14 protein-coding genes are annotated in these 17831 nt (G+C 46.6%); 4 read left to right on the top strand and 10 right to left on the bottom strand.

Annotation, left to right across the window (positions count from 1 at the left end):
* Nucleotides 1–201: 201 nt before the first annotated feature.
* The gene (locus LRL21_RS16195) at nt 202–1251 is read left to right on the top strand and encodes an SGNH/GDSL hydrolase family protein (RefSeq protein WP_240416847.1); all 1050 of its coding nucleotides are present in this window, start codon (nt 202–204) and stop codon (nt 1249–1251) included.
* A gap of 24 nt (nt 1252–1275) precedes the next feature.
* Here the strand turns inward: LRL21_RS16195 and LRL21_RS16190 are convergent, their stop codons facing one another.
* Both LRL21_RS16190 and LRL21_RS16185 read right to left on the bottom strand, forming a co-directional pair.
* Nucleotides 1276–2397, bottom strand: a complete 1122-nt coding sequence (locus LRL21_RS16190; protein ID WP_240416846.1) for an AbrB family transcriptional regulator — start codon at nt 2395–2397, stop codon at nt 1276–1278.
* Between the two features lie 181 nt (nt 2398–2578).
* Complete coding sequence (locus LRL21_RS16185; protein ID WP_240416845.1) at nt 2579–3865, bottom strand: Gfo/Idh/MocA family oxidoreductase; 1287 nt, start codon at nt 3863–3865, stop codon at nt 2579–2581.
* Between the two features lie 136 nt (nt 3866–4001).
* On the opposite strand from LRL21_RS16185, the gene LRL21_RS16180 reads away from it, so the two are divergent.
* Nucleotides 4002–4862: an AraC family transcriptional regulator gene (locus LRL21_RS16180; protein ID WP_240416844.1), complete on the top strand. Its 861-nt coding sequence runs from the start codon at nt 4002–4004 to the stop codon at nt 4860–4862.
* 146 nt (nt 4863–5008) lie between these two features.
* Nucleotides 5009–5521, top strand: coding sequence for a PadR family transcriptional regulator (locus LRL21_RS16175; RefSeq protein ID WP_240416843.1), 513 nt, complete (start codon nt 5009–5011; stop codon nt 5519–5521).
* Nucleotides 5522–5597: 76 nt separating this feature from the next.
* Here LRL21_RS16175 and LRL21_RS16170 read toward each other — a convergent pair whose 3' ends face one another.
* The 4 genes from LRL21_RS16170 to efeO all read right to left on the bottom strand — a co-directional run bounded on the left by LRL21_RS16170 (nt 5598) and on the right by efeO (nt 10846).
* On the bottom strand, nt 5598–6713 hold the full coding sequence (locus LRL21_RS16170; protein ID WP_240416842.1) for an aminopeptidase: 1116 nt from the start codon (nt 6711–6713) through the stop codon (nt 5598–5600).
* A gap of 155 nt (nt 6714–6868) precedes the next feature.
* Nucleotides 6869–8653, bottom strand: coding sequence for an FTR1 family iron permease (locus tag LRL21_RS16165; protein ID WP_240416841.1), 1785 nt, complete (start codon nt 8651–8653; stop codon nt 6869–6871).
* Nucleotides 8654–8672: 19 nt separating this feature from the next.
* Nucleotides 8673–9989, bottom strand: a complete 1317-nt coding sequence (efeB, locus tag LRL21_RS16160) for an iron uptake transporter deferrochelatase/peroxidase subunit (protein ID WP_240416840.1) — start codon at nt 9987–9989, stop codon at nt 8673–8675.
* A 5-nt stretch (nt 9990–9994) separates the two neighbouring features.
* A complete protein-coding gene (efeO, locus tag LRL21_RS16155) occupies nt 9995–10846 on the bottom strand; it encodes an iron uptake system protein EfeO (protein ID WP_240416839.1) in 852 nt (283 codons plus the stop codon).
* Between the two features lie 247 nt (nt 10847–11093).
* Here efeO and LRL21_RS16150 point away from each other — a divergent pair, with 247 nt between their 5' ends.
* Nucleotides 11094–11813: a class I SAM-dependent methyltransferase gene (locus tag LRL21_RS16150; protein ID WP_240416838.1), complete on the top strand. Its 720-nt coding sequence runs from the start codon at nt 11094–11096 to the stop codon at nt 11811–11813.
* Between the two features lie 95 nt (nt 11814–11908).
* On the opposite strand, the gene LRL21_RS16145 is transcribed toward LRL21_RS16150, so the two are convergent.
* The 4 genes from LRL21_RS16145 to LRL21_RS16130 form a co-directional block, all read right to left on the bottom strand.
* The gene (locus tag LRL21_RS16145; RefSeq protein ID WP_240416837.1) at nt 11909–13063 is read right to left on the bottom strand and encodes a DUF2087 domain-containing protein; all 1155 of its coding nucleotides are present in this window, start codon (nt 13061–13063) and stop codon (nt 11909–11911) included.
* Between the two features lie 177 nt (nt 13064–13240).
* Nucleotides 13241–14155, bottom strand: coding sequence for an aminoglycoside phosphotransferase family protein (locus LRL21_RS16140; RefSeq protein ID WP_240416836.1), 915 nt, complete (start codon nt 14153–14155; stop codon nt 13241–13243).
* Nucleotides 14156–14173: 18 nt separating this feature from the next.
* Nucleotides 14174–15973 carry an ABC transporter ATP-binding protein gene (locus LRL21_RS16135; RefSeq protein WP_240416835.1) on the bottom strand — a complete coding sequence of 600 codons (1800 nt, stop codon included), beginning with the start codon at nt 15971–15973 and terminating at the stop codon, nt 14174–14176.
* Nucleotides 15970–17721 carry an ABC transporter ATP-binding protein gene (locus LRL21_RS16130; RefSeq protein WP_240416834.1) on the bottom strand — a complete coding sequence of 584 codons (1752 nt, stop codon included), beginning with the start codon at nt 17719–17721 and terminating at the stop codon, nt 15970–15972. The genes LRL21_RS16135 and LRL21_RS16130 overlap by 4 nt, the downstream gene beginning before the upstream one ends.
* Between the last annotated feature and the right edge of the window lie 110 nt (nt 17722–17831).

Genomic DNA, 17831 nt, shown 5'->3' with positions numbered 1-17831 from the left:
TTACAAGTATAGCACAACAAAAATTACTGGATAAGTTGCCTTACCCATTTGTTTACTAAATTATACCTGTTTTGAACGATAATGGGTAAGTTTTTTTGTCGAATTCTGCTTCATTATTATCATATCTTATATTTTTATGTGAAACATAGTAATATTAGGGGTGTGATTGAAACTGTTAAATTCATAGATTAGGGTGAGCATATGATTGTTAACGATTTGGAATTTCACAATGTCGCTGAGCTGGAGCACGCTCATGGAGTATCTGGACTTCTTTTACAGCGCTTTCCACAAAAGGTCCGATACGCACTTGGAACGAAAAACCGCCCCAATGGCCGATATGTTGCGGAGCAGTCGACAGCCTGCGAAATACGATTTGTGACAGAGGCGCGTATACTGAGAGTGGTACTAACCGCAACGCTTGGTGAAGGGGATGTCGTCATCTATAACGGGGATTATGTCCATTCCGTACACAGACTGGTGCCGGGACGCGTACATACATTGCAGCTCGAAAAGCATGCTCGATTTGGGGAGGTTCACAAGCAGGCATTGGAGACGGGACGCTTCTCCTCGGATGTATGGAGGATCGGAATCAGCCGCAATTATGAAGCGGGAATTGGATTTCAAGTGGCATTTCATCATTTGGAAACGTTCGGGCACGTTTACCGGCCTCCGCAAGCACATGAGCTTCCAAGTCAAACCATGTTAGCCTATGGCTCTTCCATTACACATGGCTCCGGTGCAACCGTGCATCACAATGCTTACATTCAGCAGACCGCCCGACGACTCGGGTTTGATCTATTAAACAAAGGCTTGGGTGGCTCCTGCCTGTGCGAAGCAGAGATCGCTGATTTTCTGGCTGAGCTGACGGCGTGGGATGTGGCTGTACTGGAGCTTGGTGTCAACATGAGAGATCTCTACACAACCGAGGAATTCACTTCCCGTGCGAGGTACCTGATACATCAAATTGTGACCAAAAACATCGGAAAACCGGTGTTCCTGATCACCTTATTTCCTAACTCATCGGATCATCTGGTAAGTGAGGATAACCCTTTAACGATTGCCAACAAACAATTTTCCCAGGCTTTACGCGATCTTCACCGTGAGTTCGCTTTGCCTCATCTTCATTTGATTGAAGGCCATGAGGTTCTGAATGATTTTAGCGCTCTTGCTGCTGATCTGATCCATCCCTCTGATTACGGTCATATCATCATGGGTGAACGACTAGCTCAACGTATTGCCGAGAAGCTGTAGCTGTATGCATGTTCACTTTAGCTATTAACTTTCTCCTGTACGCGGATCTGGATTCGGATTGCGGCGAAAGCGGCGGAATCCCCACTTTAACAAATAAGGCACAACGAATAATATAAATAATATGCGAAACATTTGATAGGCCACTACCAAAGACACGTTAGCACCTACAAGTGTTGCTGTAACCCCCATCTCCGTCATTCCGCCTGGGGACGTACCCAAAAAGGCAGTCATGACGGAAATGGGCAGCAAGGAACTGAACACAACGGACAACCCCAAGGAAAATGCTACTATTGCCACACTCCCCATAATCGAATAAGGAAGCAATTTACGCCAATTTCCCAGACTGCTGAGCTTAATCCCCAGTCCCAAATAAATGCCAAGACTCCATTGAGCCAAAATGATAAGTAACGAAGGTAAATGCGGTGGTTCATACCCGGCAATGGTGAACAATGAGGCAGCAAGGATAGGTCCCAGAAAATAAGGCGTCGGAAATCTCAACCTGACGGCAATCCAGACGGCAGCCATTACACATAGCAATAGAGTAACACTGAAAAGTGGTCTTGATGCAATAGCCTGTGCGGCTGCCATGATGGAACTAATCATCGTATCTGCAGATCCATTCGCTTGTCCAGCATTTCCTCCTTGAACAGCTTCGTTCGCCAAACCATGCACTGCCAAAAAGGGAACGGTAAAAATAACGGTCAGCAGCCGAATCGTTTGCATAAAGGCCACAACGGCTAAATCTGCACCTTCAATTTCTTCACTTAATACGACCATCTGTGACAGACCTCCAGGAATGCTGCCAATCGCACTGCTTTCGAAGCTAACACTCGTTTGCCGGGCTGTCCATGCGGCAACGATCAGGCTGAATACAATCGTTGTAATTGTTGCTATCAGCATGGATGGCAGCTGCGTCGATATTTGCAGGGCACTTTCTATCGTAAATGAAAGTCCCATACTGTAACCAAGTAAAGCCAAACCCATATTTCGAAGTTTTCCAGGCCAAGCCAGACTGCGGCGCACGAGTGCAGTCCAAAGCAGAACAGCTGTCAATGGTCCCAGCATCCAGCTGAGCGGTACATGCAACAAGGTAAACAACAGGCCGCCTGCAAAGGTGACCATTATGGTTTCTGCGATTCGTTTCATAGCGACTCCTCTTTTCCTGTTACCGTGTTAAAGCCATGCTTTCCATTATAACAAATGAGTGAGGACTAGACTTTAATTTTATGAATATTTCTCAATTACTCATGCAGATGTACCTATGTATAAAACTAAAAGCCAAGCTTTCAGGCAGATGCCTGTCCACTTGGCTTGTTGATGGAATAACTTAAAACTGTACCAGCTCGGAAACCTTAACCGGTAATCCCGTCTTGATCGAACGATTACCCGCGATTCCTGTCAGGATGGACATTGCACCATCTACGTGCGAAGCTGCACGGTTGAAACGGTCATGATCCGGTTTACCGAACAGATCGTTCAGCAGCACAGGATCACCGCCACCATGTCCGCCCTTGCTTTCTGCTACATGAACTTCGTAAGGAGCATCAAACATTGGATAAACGGTAATTTTCTTACCTTTTACTGCGCCTTCCAGAGCCTGGTCGCCGCCTGAATTTACATAAGAGGCTTCAACAACCTCCATTTCGATCCGGCCCTTCGTACCGTTAAAGTTAACACGGAAGCCTTCCCAAGGGGAGTAGGCAAACAGGTTATAGGTTAGAATCGCATTGCTGCGGTATTTCACCATGACACCCATCGTGTCTTCAATATTGATGCCATCACCGAATACGCTCTGGTCACGGAAATATCCATCTTCTTTTTCCGCATCGAGGTACATAGCCTTCAGCTGCTCATTCTCTTCCAAATGAAGCGCAAATGGATCATTCTTGGCATTGGCACTGCCGTGTGCACGGGAGTAGAACTCGGTAACTCCACGCTTCTCGGCATTTTCGCGACCATAGAACATCAGATCACCCAGTGCGTATACCGTTGCAGGCTGCGTACCGAGCCAGAAGTTAACGAGATCAAAATGATGCGTGGACTTGTGAACGAGCAATCCACCGCTATTGCGTTTGTCACGATGCCAACGACGGAAATAATCCGCGCCATGCTTCGTATTGAGCATCCATTCAAAATGCACACTCGTTACGTCGCCGATAGCTCCATCCATAATCAACTCACGGATCTTCGTGTTATGCGGTGAGTACCGATAATTAAAGGTGACACGAAGGTTTTGCCCCGTTCTCTTGATTGCGTCCAGAATCTCCTGACATTTCACTTCGTCGACCGTCATCGGTTTTTCAGAAATAACGTCACAGCCAAGCTCCATAGCGCGGATAATATAAGTATGGTGAGTTCGGTCAACCGTAGTTACGATAACGATATCCGGTTTTACCTCTTCAATCATGCGATCAAAATCCTCTGATTTGTACGTTGGCAGCGGCCCTACACCAAAGGGTGCAATTTTGGCATTGGCATAATCCATCCGGGTTTGATTCACATCGCAAAAAGCGACGAGATCGGAAGTTTCTTTAAAATTCTCAACAATAGCTGTGTAGAAAAAAGCGGCGCGCCCACCTGTACCCACAAGCGCATATCTTTTACGTGCTGACATCTGTATTTCCTCCCTTGTCTGTGCTATTGTGAGTATAGCGCAATAAATACATGAAAACAGCACGAAAATTGCTTACATTTCGTTTTTTCCACTTATATTGTTATTATTCTAGTTAAGAAAGTAGGTTGCCTTCACCATGACGGTTCCTAACAATCAAAAACCTTTCATTCATACGGAAAAGGACCTTTTTTATCTGGATCATAATATTCGAATCGGCCCCTACACCATGGCTCAAAACCATGCCCATAATTCTTACGAAATTTACTATCTGCGCTCAGGAGAACGGTATTATTTTATTAAAGACCGCTCTTACCACGTCCGCAAGGGAGATATCGTGCTCATCCAGCCCAATGTGCTGCACAAAACGATGCAGGCTGAATTCCCCAACCATGAGCGGTTTTTGATCAATTTTCGTGAGGACTTTATCCATGGCATTCACCAGCAAATTGTACCTGATCTGCTCCGTATCTTTGATGAGCAGCCTGTGATTCATCCGAATTCGAGGGAACTGGCCATGATGGAGTCCATTATTGAAAAAATGATGCGGGAACAAAAGCTTGCAGAGCCGGGAGCTGCGGGTTATAACAAGCTGCTGCTAAGCGAGCTGCTGCTCCTGTTGTATCGCCATGCCGAGCAAACCGGCAGTACCAGCCAACCGGCCGAGCATCCGACCACACTTCATCGTAAAGTATCCGATATCGTCAAATATATTAATGAGCATTTTCGCGAGCCATTAAGTCTGAAGGCACTTGCCGAGCATTTTCATATTTCCTCTTATTACCTGTGCCGCATTTATAAAGAAGTGACGGGTTTCACTGTTATTGAGTATGTGAATCAGCTGCGGGTACAGGAAGCACAAAAGCTGCTGAAAACGACTCGGTATTCGGTCACAGGTATTACTGAAAAGGTCGGCTTCGAGAGCAGCACGCATTTTGGACGCATATTCAAGTCGTTGTGTGGACTATCACCGCTTCAGTACCGGAAATGGAATGGATAAGGGCTTACCTACACAGGTCATACAGGCAGAGGCGGCCTATCAGCCTTCTTATTCCTTATGATTTGTGGTAAAATAACACTTATATAGTCACATGTAACTAATTATTTTTATTGTTGAATGAATGAACTCAAAGAGGTGTCTTGCGAATGGACGAGCGTGAATTGCTTGTTCTGGGATTGTTAATGACTCAGAGCCAGCATGGTTATAAAATCAATGAATTCATCGAGAACAATCTGGGACGCGTATCCGACATGAAAAAAGCAACAGCCTATTCCATACTGAAACGGCTAAATCAGAAGGGATATGTCGATGTTACCATAGAGCAAGAGGGCAATCGTCCTCCGCGGCAAATTTATACCATTACATCAAGCGGTGAGGAACAATTCAAGCTGCTGCTGAGGACAACCTTATCCGGCCTGGACAATGTGACTCCCTCCGGTGATATCGGGTTTATGTTCATTGATCATCTGAGCACCCAGGAGGCTGTTGAGCTGATAGAGCTTAAATTGCAAAAGGTTGAGCTATTAATAACGAGCTTATCTGCTGTACCTCGGCATGGACAACGGACGGGAATCGATTTATCGATCAAACATCGTATCACTTTACTTGAATCAGAAAAAGCATGGTTATCCAATCTTATAGTTGAAATGAACAAGTAAAGAAACCCCTCCTTCGTTAATAAATTTACACAAAGGAGAGGTTTCTTTGTCTATCCAGCTTCGTATCGACGCTGAATTATATCAGATTTTCCGGATTCAGCTGCTCCAGCTCGGGAATCACAAATCGGCCATCCTTACGGATCAGCACATCGTCAAAATAAATTTCGCCGCCTCCGAATTCGGGACGCTGAATCAATACCATATCCCAATGTACCGAGGAACGATTCGTATTGTCTGCATCCTCGTAAGCATTGCCTGGTGTAAAGTGGATGCTGCCATCGATCTTCTCATCGAACAAAATATCCTTCATCGGCTGCTTGATGTACGGATTAACCCCAATTGCAAACTCTCCAATATAGCGCGCACCCTCATCAGTATCCAGAATCTCATTAAGCCGTTTTGTGTTGTTGCTGGAAGCTTCAACAATCTTGCCGTTTTCAAAACGCAGCTGCACATTCTCGAATGAAGTACCTGTATAAATCGTGGGCGTGTTATAAGTAATAACACCATTAACTGAATTTTTAACAGGAGCGGTGAATACCTCACCATCCGGGATGTTGTGTGTACCAGCACATGGAATTGCCGGGATATCTTTAATGGAAAAGCTCAAATCAGTTCCTTGTGCAACCAGACGGACCTTATCCGTGCGGTTCATCAGCGCAACGAGCGACTCCATCGCCAGTGCCATTTTGCTATAATCGAGATTGCACACCTGGAAGTAAAAGTCCTCGAATGCTTCGGTGCTCGTATTGGACAGCTGGGCCATCGAAGCGTTAGGGTAGCGCATCACACACCATTTGGTATGATTAACACGCTGCTCAACGACCGGTCGCTGATATTCTTGAACGTAGAGCTTCATTTTATCCTCGGGTACGTCAGAGGTTTCTGTGATATTGTCCCCGCTGCGTATCGCGAGATAAGCCTGCATCCGTTTCATCCTGGCAAGCTCCAGATCACGAAGTGTATGGTACTGCTCCTTCGTGCCTCCCAGCATTAAGCTTCGGGTCACAGCAGGGTCGCGAAGCTCGATAAAAGGATGCCCGCCCGCCGCGTACACCTCCTCAATCAGACATTTGGTTAACTCCTGATCGTTCACTCCGATCATTTCGATCAGTATATGTTCACCCGGCTGCAAGCTCACGGAATAACGAATTAAATTGTTCGCAAATATTTTCAGTCGTGGATCTCTCATTCCAGCATCACTCCTTGTTATGTACTTACTTCTAACTAATGTAACCAATTTCCGGCTAAACATCAACCTTCCCATACGCATAGCAAGGCTGCTTGCTGCGTAACAGCAAAGCAACCTTTAATACATCCGAATCTATATCAGCAAGCCGTTTAATTTCAGACCGTGCTTTTCTTTTTGATTTCCGTGCGAATTATTTGCAGGGCTACAACCAACAAGATGAACAATTGAGTCAAGGTGGTTTCCCAGGTCGGGTACAGCCCCAGCCAGGTCCAGGTGGGAAGAACGGGTGATGAGTGTGCCGACAGCTGCCCTGCTACCTGAAGCGAATGGATACTTTGACCGAGAAATTTAAATACCAGGTAATAAATAAGCAGCGTAGCAGTCAGGAAGAAAGGACGAATCGGCAGCTTTACGCTACCTTTTATCATAATAAATCCCAGTACGACCAGCACAACTAATGCGCCGCCAATACCTGTGATCAGCTGTAAAGGTTCAATAGAAGGCGCAATTCCGATATAAAAGATTGTCGTTTCCGCACCTTCTCTTAAAATTGCCAGACCCGCTACCAGAAACAGAGACCATAAGCTGCCACTGGCAAGCGCCAAACCCATCCTTTGATGTATGTATTGATTCCAGGCCTGCACCTTTGATTTGCCGTGAAGCCAGGCTCCAACGGTCAACATCATGAGAACGGATAATAACCCCGTGTAACCTTCTATCATTTCACGAGTCGTACCCGCTGATACACTAGCCAGAGCATAGGTAAGAACTACGGCCACAATCCCGCTCAAAATAAGTCCTGTTGCAGCGCCTCCCCATACCCATTTGGTTTTGTCAGGATTGCCTGAACGGTTCAAGAAGGCAACCAAGGCAGCCAGTACCAACAGAGCCTCCACACCTTCCCGTAACAAGATCAATGCTGCATCCCAGGCTGTATAGGCCGATGCAACCAGATAAGGCTCCAGCTCTTTCACCATGGAAGCAACAACGGATGCAGCCTGATCGGCTTTGGGCGGTACCGATAACAAATAGCCCGAAGCCTCGGTCATTTGATTTTCGATTCGCGTATACGTTTCAGGCGAACGTGTCAGCACTGCTCCTTCCACAGAAGGCCATAATCGAATGAACGCCTGCATCTTCTCGCCTGCTGCAGCATATTGCGCTCCATGTATCGCCTCCTGGGCTTGATTAAGAAGCTGCTGAGCGTCTGCAACCGATCGTGACCCGGTATCAGCACGAGTTGGCGTCACTTTCCCGTTCGTATAGTCTTCTATCGTCTTGGCTAATTCAATGATGCCTGCAACCGCCGCTTCCAACCGCGGAGGCTCCGCCTGAAGCGATATTCGGGTCATACTCGATTGGGTTTCAATATCACTGTAGACGGCTGCATTATCAGAACGAATAAGATTCTCTGCCTTTAACCATTGGCTATTAAATCGCTTATAGTCACTTTGGGCCTTAAGCAGTTGATTATGCTGAAGTGCATCCAGGCTTTGCTGGAGGATGGGCAGCAATGATTTGGCTGCTGATTTGCCATCCCCCTTACTGACACTATTTTCTTGCGAAGCCACATAGGCTTCAGTAGCTCTAGTTAGCTTGGAAAAAGCCTGATAAGCTAGCTCCGGCTTGCCTTCTGCCTCCCCTATTGCCTGCTTGGCAGCTGCCAAGGCCTCAGTCACATTGCGAACAAGCTCGGAATCAGGCAAATTCAACGCCTTCCACTTTGTCTCGAACGCTCCAAGCTCTCCAGCAGCTTGCTTCCAATCCTTTTGACCGGCGTGGACTAAAGCTCCTCCCGTTAAGGGAAGTAAATCTTTAATTGCAGACTCTTCTGCCGCTACTGCCAAGCTGCGCACTCCTGCCGAAAGAAACAATAAGAGCGAAATCGCCACGAACAGTAAAACAACCTTCCGGGATACAAACTCTTGAACCTTACTCATAACTGCCCCCTCTACGAATTTATCCTTCGAACAGCGCTTGCCCTAAATACCCGTTTTCCTGAACTCCGGCAAAGCAAGCAAAGACAGCACTGCCAACATGTGAGATATATTCGTTCAATTTATCCTGCATAGCCAGCCGCTGCTGAATAGGGATAAATTGTTTGGAGAGGTCGCGCTGGTAACTAATAAAAAAAAGCCCAGCATCCAACTGACCTGTTTGATGGTCAATACCACTGGAGTAGGAATAAGAGCGGCGCAAAATTTTTTCTTTCCCATCGGAGTTCGCCAGCCTGACATGTGAGGTCAACGGAATTTGAGGCTGTCCATCGGCTCCCTTGGCATCTAATTGCAGAGGATCAAATTCATGCTTGCCTCCAAGCGGGGCTCCGGAATCCCGGTAGCGGCCAAATGTCGCCTCCTGATCACCAAGCGTAGAACGGTCCCATACCTCGATGCGCATACGGATGCGTCTTACAGCCATATAGCTGCCACCCGCCATCCAGCTGGGCCCATCAGAGGACTGCGTCCAGATGAGCTCGTTCATCAATTGTTTATTATTCACATCCGGATTGCCAGTCCCGTCTTTGAAGCCAAGCAAATTTCTCGGGGTCTCGTTCGGGTTACCAGCTGCTCCAGTCCTTTGAAATCCCTCTTGCGTCCAGCGCAATACAGCTTTACCTCTGGCGATGCGTGTTAGATTGCGGATAGCATGAAAAGCGACCTGAAGATCGTCTGAACAGACCTGCACGCCGATATCTCCTCCACACCATTCCTTGCGAAGATTATCCCCTTTAAACCGCGGCAAATCTGCCAGTCCGTCTGGTTTTTTGGAGGATAACCCGAATCTTGAATCAAAAAAGGGAGGGCTCACCCCAAACGTAATCGTCGTTTTTGAAGCACTTAAGCCTACAGCCTCCCCTGTATCGGCAGGAGGATGCTTGGGATTGGTATTCTCTGTTCCGACCGGCTCTCCCGAACACATCAGCGCTGAGGCAGAAGTCCAGGCTTTAAACAGCTCAACTACCTCACCTAACTGGGTAGTGCTTAAATCAAATGAAGCAAAACATAGGAAGTTTTGCGATGGGGTCAGTATACCCGCTTGATTCATGCCATAAAAAGGGATACGATCACTAGCCGCGTTAGTCGTCCCAACCAGTGAACTGAATCCCTTTTGCGTTCCGGCTAATACACCACCGATACCGACCGATCCGATCAGGAGGCCCATTCCCCCTACGCCAGCCATCTTCAGCATATCTCGCCGGGTAATCGGTGTTCCCTTCTTTCCCCGCTCCACGCTGCCTTCTGAGTCCACTTGCTTTTTATTGCTATCGTCCATACCTTTTAAGCCCCCAGCTTTTTACCCATATTGGATAAAGGTTCAGCTAATGAATCCACGGCCTGACTAAGTTTTTTCGTTTGCTCCGGCTTCAGCTCATCATACAGCATATATCCATTTCCCTTCTTATAAGCAGCAAGCTCAGTGGTCAGTGCGGTAAAACGGCTCTCGATCGTTTTGACCAGGTTGGCATCCTTCTTTGTAAGCTCCGGCTTTAACAGCTCGAATATTTTGGCAGCACCTTCTACATTAGCAGCAAAATCATACAAATCCGTGCGGGAGTAGCGTTCTTCCTCGCCTGTTACTTTTGTCGATGATACCTCATTTAGCAGCTCGACAGCCCCGGTCAATAAAATATTCGGGTCAATTTCTACAGTCTCTACTTTGGCACGGAGCAGCTTACTGTCGCTTAAGAGAGTATCGGCCACAGATTCTATTCCTTTGGTCGTCTTGTCTACCCACAAGCTTTTCTCGATACGGTGATAGCCCTTCCAGTCCTTGTCATCAACATCACCTTCACGGGCATCAATATTCGGGTCCAGATCGCCAAAGGATTCGGCTATAGGCTCAATCCGCTCATAAAACATACGTGCTGGCGCATACAGCTCCTGACTTTTCTTGATATCCCCGGCTTTTACTGCGGCTACAAATTCAGTAGTTGCTTTGACGAAGGCATCCGATTGTTCAATAACGTATTTACGGTATTGCTCCACTTCTTTTTTCAATTCAACACTCTCACCAGACTTGCCTGTTTCTGTTTTGGGGGCAGGTTGAACACTAGTGGTATTGGCGCTGCAACCTGAAAATAATAGTGATGAGCAAAGAACGGCTGCTGTAATAACATTACGAGTCTGCATGAGAAAGGACACTCCCTATAATTTATGATAAAAACTAGTTCCGTTGATAATTTGTCTCAATAGAAAATATCATAATTGAGAATAATTATCAATATAACTTTCTTGGTAATGTGTTACAGAAAATTTACAATTGCTGGAACGATTTTAAAAATGATTATTGAAGCCGCTCGTTTTGGGGTAAAGCTATCATAAGGGTCGTATCACTTGCATGCGTAACATGAATACATATAAAAAGGAGGCGTTCATAATGAACAGCAGCGATACCGCGCAATTGCAAAAAATTCGCAAGGAAGAAAAGGAATACCATGAACAGTATTTCGAGGATCATAAGCTGTATGAGGAAGGAACCTGGCTCGATGAGCCCGTCGACATCATATTGGATCTAGCCGATCAGGTCAATGTCGGGCAGCCTATGAGCATATTGGATTTGGGCTGTGGTGTGGGAAGGAACAGCATACCGTTGGCGCAAAAGGTCAAGCCCGGTGACGGCCGGGTTGTGTGTGTTGATTTGCTGGAAAAAGCACTTCATAAGCTCGTCCATTATAGTGAGCAGTATCAAGTACGAGATGTTATTTACACCGAACAGGCAGACATCAGTGATTACCAAATAGCCGTTGGCAAATTTGATTACATCGTTGCCGCTTCCAGCCTCGAGCATTGCAAATCCGCTCATATGTTAAAAAAAGTTATCCAATCGATGGTTCAAGGCACTAAAGGCGGGGGAATCAACTGCATCATCATGAACACCAATATCGAAGAGTTTGATGCCAAAACTCGTAAGCCGAGGGAAGCTTTATTTGAGGTAAATCTCGAAAAGGAAAAAGCGTTGAAGCTACTCCGTAAGCATTACGAGGGTTGGGAGGAGCTTCATGTCTCCGACGAGCCTTTGGAATTGGCCATTGATCGCGATGATCAACCTGTTCTGTTGAAGGCTAACAGCCTTACCTTTGCAGTTCGCAAGCCATAATATTGTTCAAAACATAATGCCCCGGTGCTTGCTGGTGAAGAAGCAAGCGAACCGGGGCATTGTTGGTTGTTTTCATTATAGCTGGATGATTACGATTAAAGAAGGTTATACCCGTGTTCACCATAAGGCTGCAGCTTCTCGATCCATTTGGCAAGCATCGTTTCAAGCTCTTGGTCGATATCCTGATAACCCTCAACCCGTTCCTCCAACCGCTCCAATATCTCGAAGACAAACTGTTTGTCGCCAAATTCCTTCCATTCACTCTCGAATACTTTATTGCGTTCCATACCCATACTCAATTCAAACTGATGGCGATTCCATCGACCCTCGATGTTGCGACTGCTGCCAATATATATTTTACCATTCACTGTATTGCGTATCTGATAAATGCCCATCGGACGTTTCGTCTCTTTGTAGGCGAGCAATAATTGTTTTCGTTTTTCCTTAGACATGGGCACTGCCTCCTCCTTAATCCAATAAGCACTTCCATCAGACTCTCGGTCCATCAATTCATACTCAATCAGATAACGACGCAAGGTGACATAATCGGCATACACCTGCTCCAGCTGTACATTCACTTCTTTTTCTGTGTAATGCCTGCCCACCTTAAATCTTGAAACGATATGCTGCAGTAAGATGAATTTTTTCTTTTCTTTGCCTGGAAAGCTGATTATAGGCCCATCTGGACCTTCTATAAAATACTCAAGAATGGTTTCCAGATATTCCTTGTCTGTTATCGAAAAGTTATTGCCGCGTACTGCAACTGTACGATGAACGGCACCAGCATGCTGCCTGAATGCACGCTCGCTTTTCTTGGAACCGGAGCCGTTCTTTTTCTCCAATAAATCCATAATTGCAACAAACAAACGAGCCTGCTTTTCCTTCTCGCGCAGAGCGAATCGGTGATTGCGAATGGTTGAGGCACTGCCTCCAGCAAGCTTGCTGACGATTTCATTATCGCTATGTCCATCGTAAAACAGCTGAAGCAAGTTTTTTTGCAAATCGCTTAACCCGGTTAGCTTCTTGTTTAACCCAATCAAATAATGGAACATTGAGCCATGCTCGTTAGCGATGTGCAACGTTGTGAATTTTTCCGCTTCATAATATAGGTCATCAGCTCTATAGATCATTCCTTTATGGAACTGGTCACCGCAAATCAGACAAACGAATGTATCTGTATTTTCATCCCATGTATACCCACGCTGCAATTCCTCCTGAGGAACTCTCCACAGTAGATCAGATTCATTCATATATAGATTACCTCTCATAATGTCTATAAATATATAGATATATTATTATATCGTTTGTTTGATGTCAATTTCTTCATTCATACAAAAATAACCGTTCTCTTACTCATCCTCTCCCTGGCAAGGAGAAGATGAATTATGAGATAGCGGTTACGGAGGGGGGATATGAGCCCGCCTACATCAGGATGTATACCAGGCTGGAATCACCTTGTCGAATCCGGAATGATCCTCCATCACAATACGATTGCGATTCTGCATCGATTCCAACTGGTCCGGCACAACCTCCAACGTCCAAGTAATATTAGGAAACAGCGTCAAAGCCGTATACAAAGCATATAACTGCCAGAATCGCTCTGGAACTGCTTCATTAAAGTATCCATCGATCTGTCCTATGGAGAAAGGCACGCTCACCTGACGACTGAAATAAGCAATTTTCATAAAATCATGGTATGGATCTCCCCAGTCATAGCGGTTAAAATCGATCACACCGGAAAATCCCCTGTTATCAACAAGCAGATTGCTTGGGTGAAAATCATCATGCTGAAATTTGCTGGGGCGATCTGTCAGCTGCTTGAGATTCGCCTCAACAAACTGGATGACTCTTTCCTCCTGCTCGATCTTGACTCCGCATTCCCTATAAGCAGCCAGCTGCCTGTAATGCTTGGCAGACCGTCTTTTATCCCACGCTTCCAGACCGCTTGGTGGATTTAATCGGTGCATGAGCAGCAGCTGGCGCCCCGCTTCAACACCAATCTGATATTGCTCATCTGACGTTAATGCTGGCAGCAGCTCGGCGGCGTCCTCTCCATTCACATATCCAAGCACCATATAGCACAGATCAAGCTCTTCAATAATGCCAAACTGTATAGGCTCTGAGGTTGTAGCCCCTTGATCAAACACACTGCGAACAACCTCAAATTCACGCCGCTTTTTCTCGCTTTGTGTGATCGAAGCCGTCCGCAGTACATACACGGGTACCGATCCATCTGTATAGAGAAAGTACTTGCCATCAAAGGAAAATCCCTTATTGATCGTTTGCAGCTTTTTGATATGACGAAGGGAAGCTATATGTCGGTGAACAGCAGCCAAATCCATTTCATTACTCCTTCATTTTCAGCTTTCTTGCTCCACTTCTTGCTCCGTCTCGTTAAGCTGCCATAAGTGCCGCAGCTCGTCGCTCGTTTGCAGCAGCTCGTCAAGCGTACCTTCAGCCTCAATCTGTCCATCCTTCATTACGATAATATGATCGGCATGGGTAAGAGCAGTTTTGCGATGGGAGATGACCAGGCATGTTGCCTGTCGCTGCCCATAAATCCGTTCCCACAGCTTACGCTCAGTCTCAACATCCAGCGCACTCGACAAATCGTCAAATACGAGCAATTCTGCATTGCGAACGAACATCCGGGCCGCAGCGGTACGCTGGACTTGGCCTCCCGAGAGCTTGACGCCGCGCGGACCAATAATCGTATCCATTCCATGCTGTAAATGCTCAACATCTTGCTCCAACACCGCTGCATGCACAGCCGATTTAAGAAGGACGGCCTCTTCTTCCTGACCTAACAAAATATTTTTTTTCAAGGTGTCGCTATATAATCTTGGTACCTGAGGCGTATAGGCGCTGTGAGGCGGAATGAAGAAATCGCCTGGATGCTCCACTCTTTCTCCATTCCAGCGAATCTCGCCTGCATCCATTGGAAGCAGGCCAAGCAGCGCACGCACAAGCGTTGTTTTGCCCGAGCCAATCCGTCCTGTAATTACCGTAAAGGAACCTTTGGGCAGCTTTAGCTGAATATTGCTGATTCCGCGGCCTGTCTCCGGATAATGGTAGGTAAGACCTTTTACCTCAAGCAATTCCAGACTTCTGCCGCCGAGCGAATCAGCCTGCTTCTGCTGATTATTCAGATCAGACTCACTGATTGATGTACGCAGGTACAGCGGATGATGCTCGGTTAGTGTGGCCTCATCAGCACCCTGAATTAAACTGACCAATCGCTCCTTGGCGACGGTGCTTTGCTTGAAATAGGTCAGGAATTTCCCGAAGTTTTGAATAAATTGCGTAACAAAGGTCAAATAGTACACGAATAAGGCAAAATCCCCTACAGTAAAGCTGCCATCTCGCATAGCCCCTGCAGCCAATAGCAAAATAAATCCGGTTCCGATATTCACGGTATTGGAAAAAATCGAATCCAGCGTCTGTGTCAGCAAATGATCTTTAACCATCGCATGGCGCCTGTTATCGTTCAGCTTACGGAACCGGTTAATTACTCGCTCTTCCGCTCCAGCTACTTGAATCGACTGCACGCTGCTGAACATTTCACTAATCGCCCCGGTCACCTGACTCGTAGCTTCGCGACTTGCCGCACGATACTTTTGAAGCATCGTTGTTGCAGCTTGGGCAATGGTCACAACGACGACCAGCGGAAGAAACACCCACATGGTCATGGTCGCATTAATCCCGTACAAAATGGAAAAGGATACCGCAGCAAAGCAGGTCATTGCAAATGCATCAACAGACCAGCTCACCGTTTCCTCTACCTGCTCCACATCATCGCGAAAGTTACTGATTGCCTCTCCCGGCGAGCAAGGAATCGCTTTGGCTCCCGGCTCCTTCAAAATACGTGTAAGCATATTTCTGCGAAGCAGGGCTCCAATACGGAAACGGAACTGCACATCAGTAATAAAGCCAAAAATAATGATGATGGCACGTCCCAAAGCCGAAGCAATCAGCAGGGCGATCAAGGTCCACACATTAAACCCATATAAGGAAGAACCGGATAAGGTATCGAAAAATTGCTTGGTCACCCACCCCGGAACAATCGGAGCCAAATATATAAGCGTCCATGCAACTGCATTCACGAAGTAAAGCCAAATTCGGTACCGTGTTAGTTTAAACAAGAAGGCAAATGTACTCATGCCAGCATCTCCTCCATTCCGACCACAAGCATCTGGCTATAGCGTGAGCTGCTATCCGCTGCCAAAGCGCTTCTTTCGCCAAATTCAACAATCCGCCCCTGATCGAGTACAAGAATGTAGTCCGCGCGGCTGATGGTCGCCAGTCGATGGGCAATCACAACACAGGTACGATTCTCCAGCAATCGATTGATGGCCTTCTCGATATGCTGCTCTGTAGCGGGATCTAATCTTGAAGAAGCTTCATCAAGGATGATGAGTCCTGGATCTGACAAAAAGACGCGGGCGAATGAAAGCAGCTGCGCTTCACCTGCGGACAAGCCGCCCCCGCCCGACTCCAGCAAGCTGTCCAAACCTGAAGGCAGCGAATGAAACCAATCCTGCAGGCCAAGCTCCTCCAAAACATGAATAATCGTCTGATCAGGTATCTCCTCATCAAAGAAAGTCAGGTTGTCTCGGACCGTGCCTTGAAAGATTTCAATATTTTGCGTAACCAATCCCACTCTCCCACGAAGCTCCTGAAGTGTCGCATCACGCAGATCGATACCCTCCAAACGAATGCTCCCTGAACGGGGATCATAGAAACGCAGGAGCAAGCGGGCAAGCGTCGTTTTACCGCTTCCTGTTCGTCCCAGTACCCCGAGCACCTTACCGCGCTCCAGATGAAGATTCAGATTATGCAGCGTCGTGATATCATCCTCGTAGCCGAATTCCACATTATTGAACGTAACGGACAAAGCGCCCTGCGGCAGCGGCAGACCGATTCCATCCTGAATCGCAGACTCGGTTTCCAGCAGCTCCCGAACCCGAATGATGCTGGCATCGGCTTTTTGCAAATCCTCCATTTGAGTTCGAATCTTCTCGATCGGCTTGGCCATGAGCTCTGTATAATAGAAGATCATATACACAGTTCCTATCGTTATAGAGCCTTGTTTAAAGAGAACCGCACTTAAACCAAAAGCGACAGCATTACCAATCGTGAAAATAATCAGGGTTGTGATCCACATGGAGGCCCAGCCAAGAAACGCCTTCACGCGCAGCGGCAGCCACTCCTTCAGCATGACATAGAAGCGATGCATCACATAATTCGAAGCTCCATTGGCTCTGGTATCCTCTGTGCCCTCCAGATGCTCCCCAAGAAATCCATAAAACTTAGAGCTCATCTGACGCATATTACCCCAGTGTGGAACCGCAAACTTGCGTATGTACTGAATGATATAGATCGCAAATATAACGAATACCGTCATACTCAAACCGATCACCCAGCCCTCGCGAAACAGCAGGATGAGCATACCTATTACCAGCAGCAAATTGCTTAATAATGATACGACAAAATTGGAGAAAAAATTAGCCAAATTGTTAATATCTCCGTCAACCCGTTCAATAATAGCACCGGAAGTATGAGCTTTGTGAAACGACATATCCAGCTTCATACAGTGTGCAGCAACATCGCCTCGCAGCTTGTTGGTTGCAATCCAGCCTACAGTCTCGCCAATATAGGTCGCAGCTACAGTTAATCCTTGATGAAGCAGAGAAACACCAATAAATAAGATAGCCGCGTAAATGAGTGGACTGGAGCTTTCCTGGGTTTGGGCTGTATCAATAAAATAACGGATGATTTGCGGGTTAATCAGCTGCATGACAATGCCGCCGATGAGCAGAATCCCCAGCACGACCATACTTTTGCGCTGTGGTCTTAGATAGCTGTTCAGCAGCCCTGTATATTCACTTACCGGTATTTTCCGGCTCATAGCTTCCTCTCCTGTCATATAAATGTAATAAACAGTATGATGACAACATTAGAGGAAGCAGCTTGGGACGTCAATGGATTTTTTGGCTACAAGTATTTTGATGCGGAGAT

It is taken from the genome of Paenibacillus periandrae, assembly GCF_022458865.1.
Lineage (GTDB): Bacteria > Bacillota > Bacilli > Paenibacillales > NBRC-103111 > Paenibacillus_S > Paenibacillus_S periandrae.
This window is presented reverse-complemented; position numbering and strand designations above follow the sequence as displayed.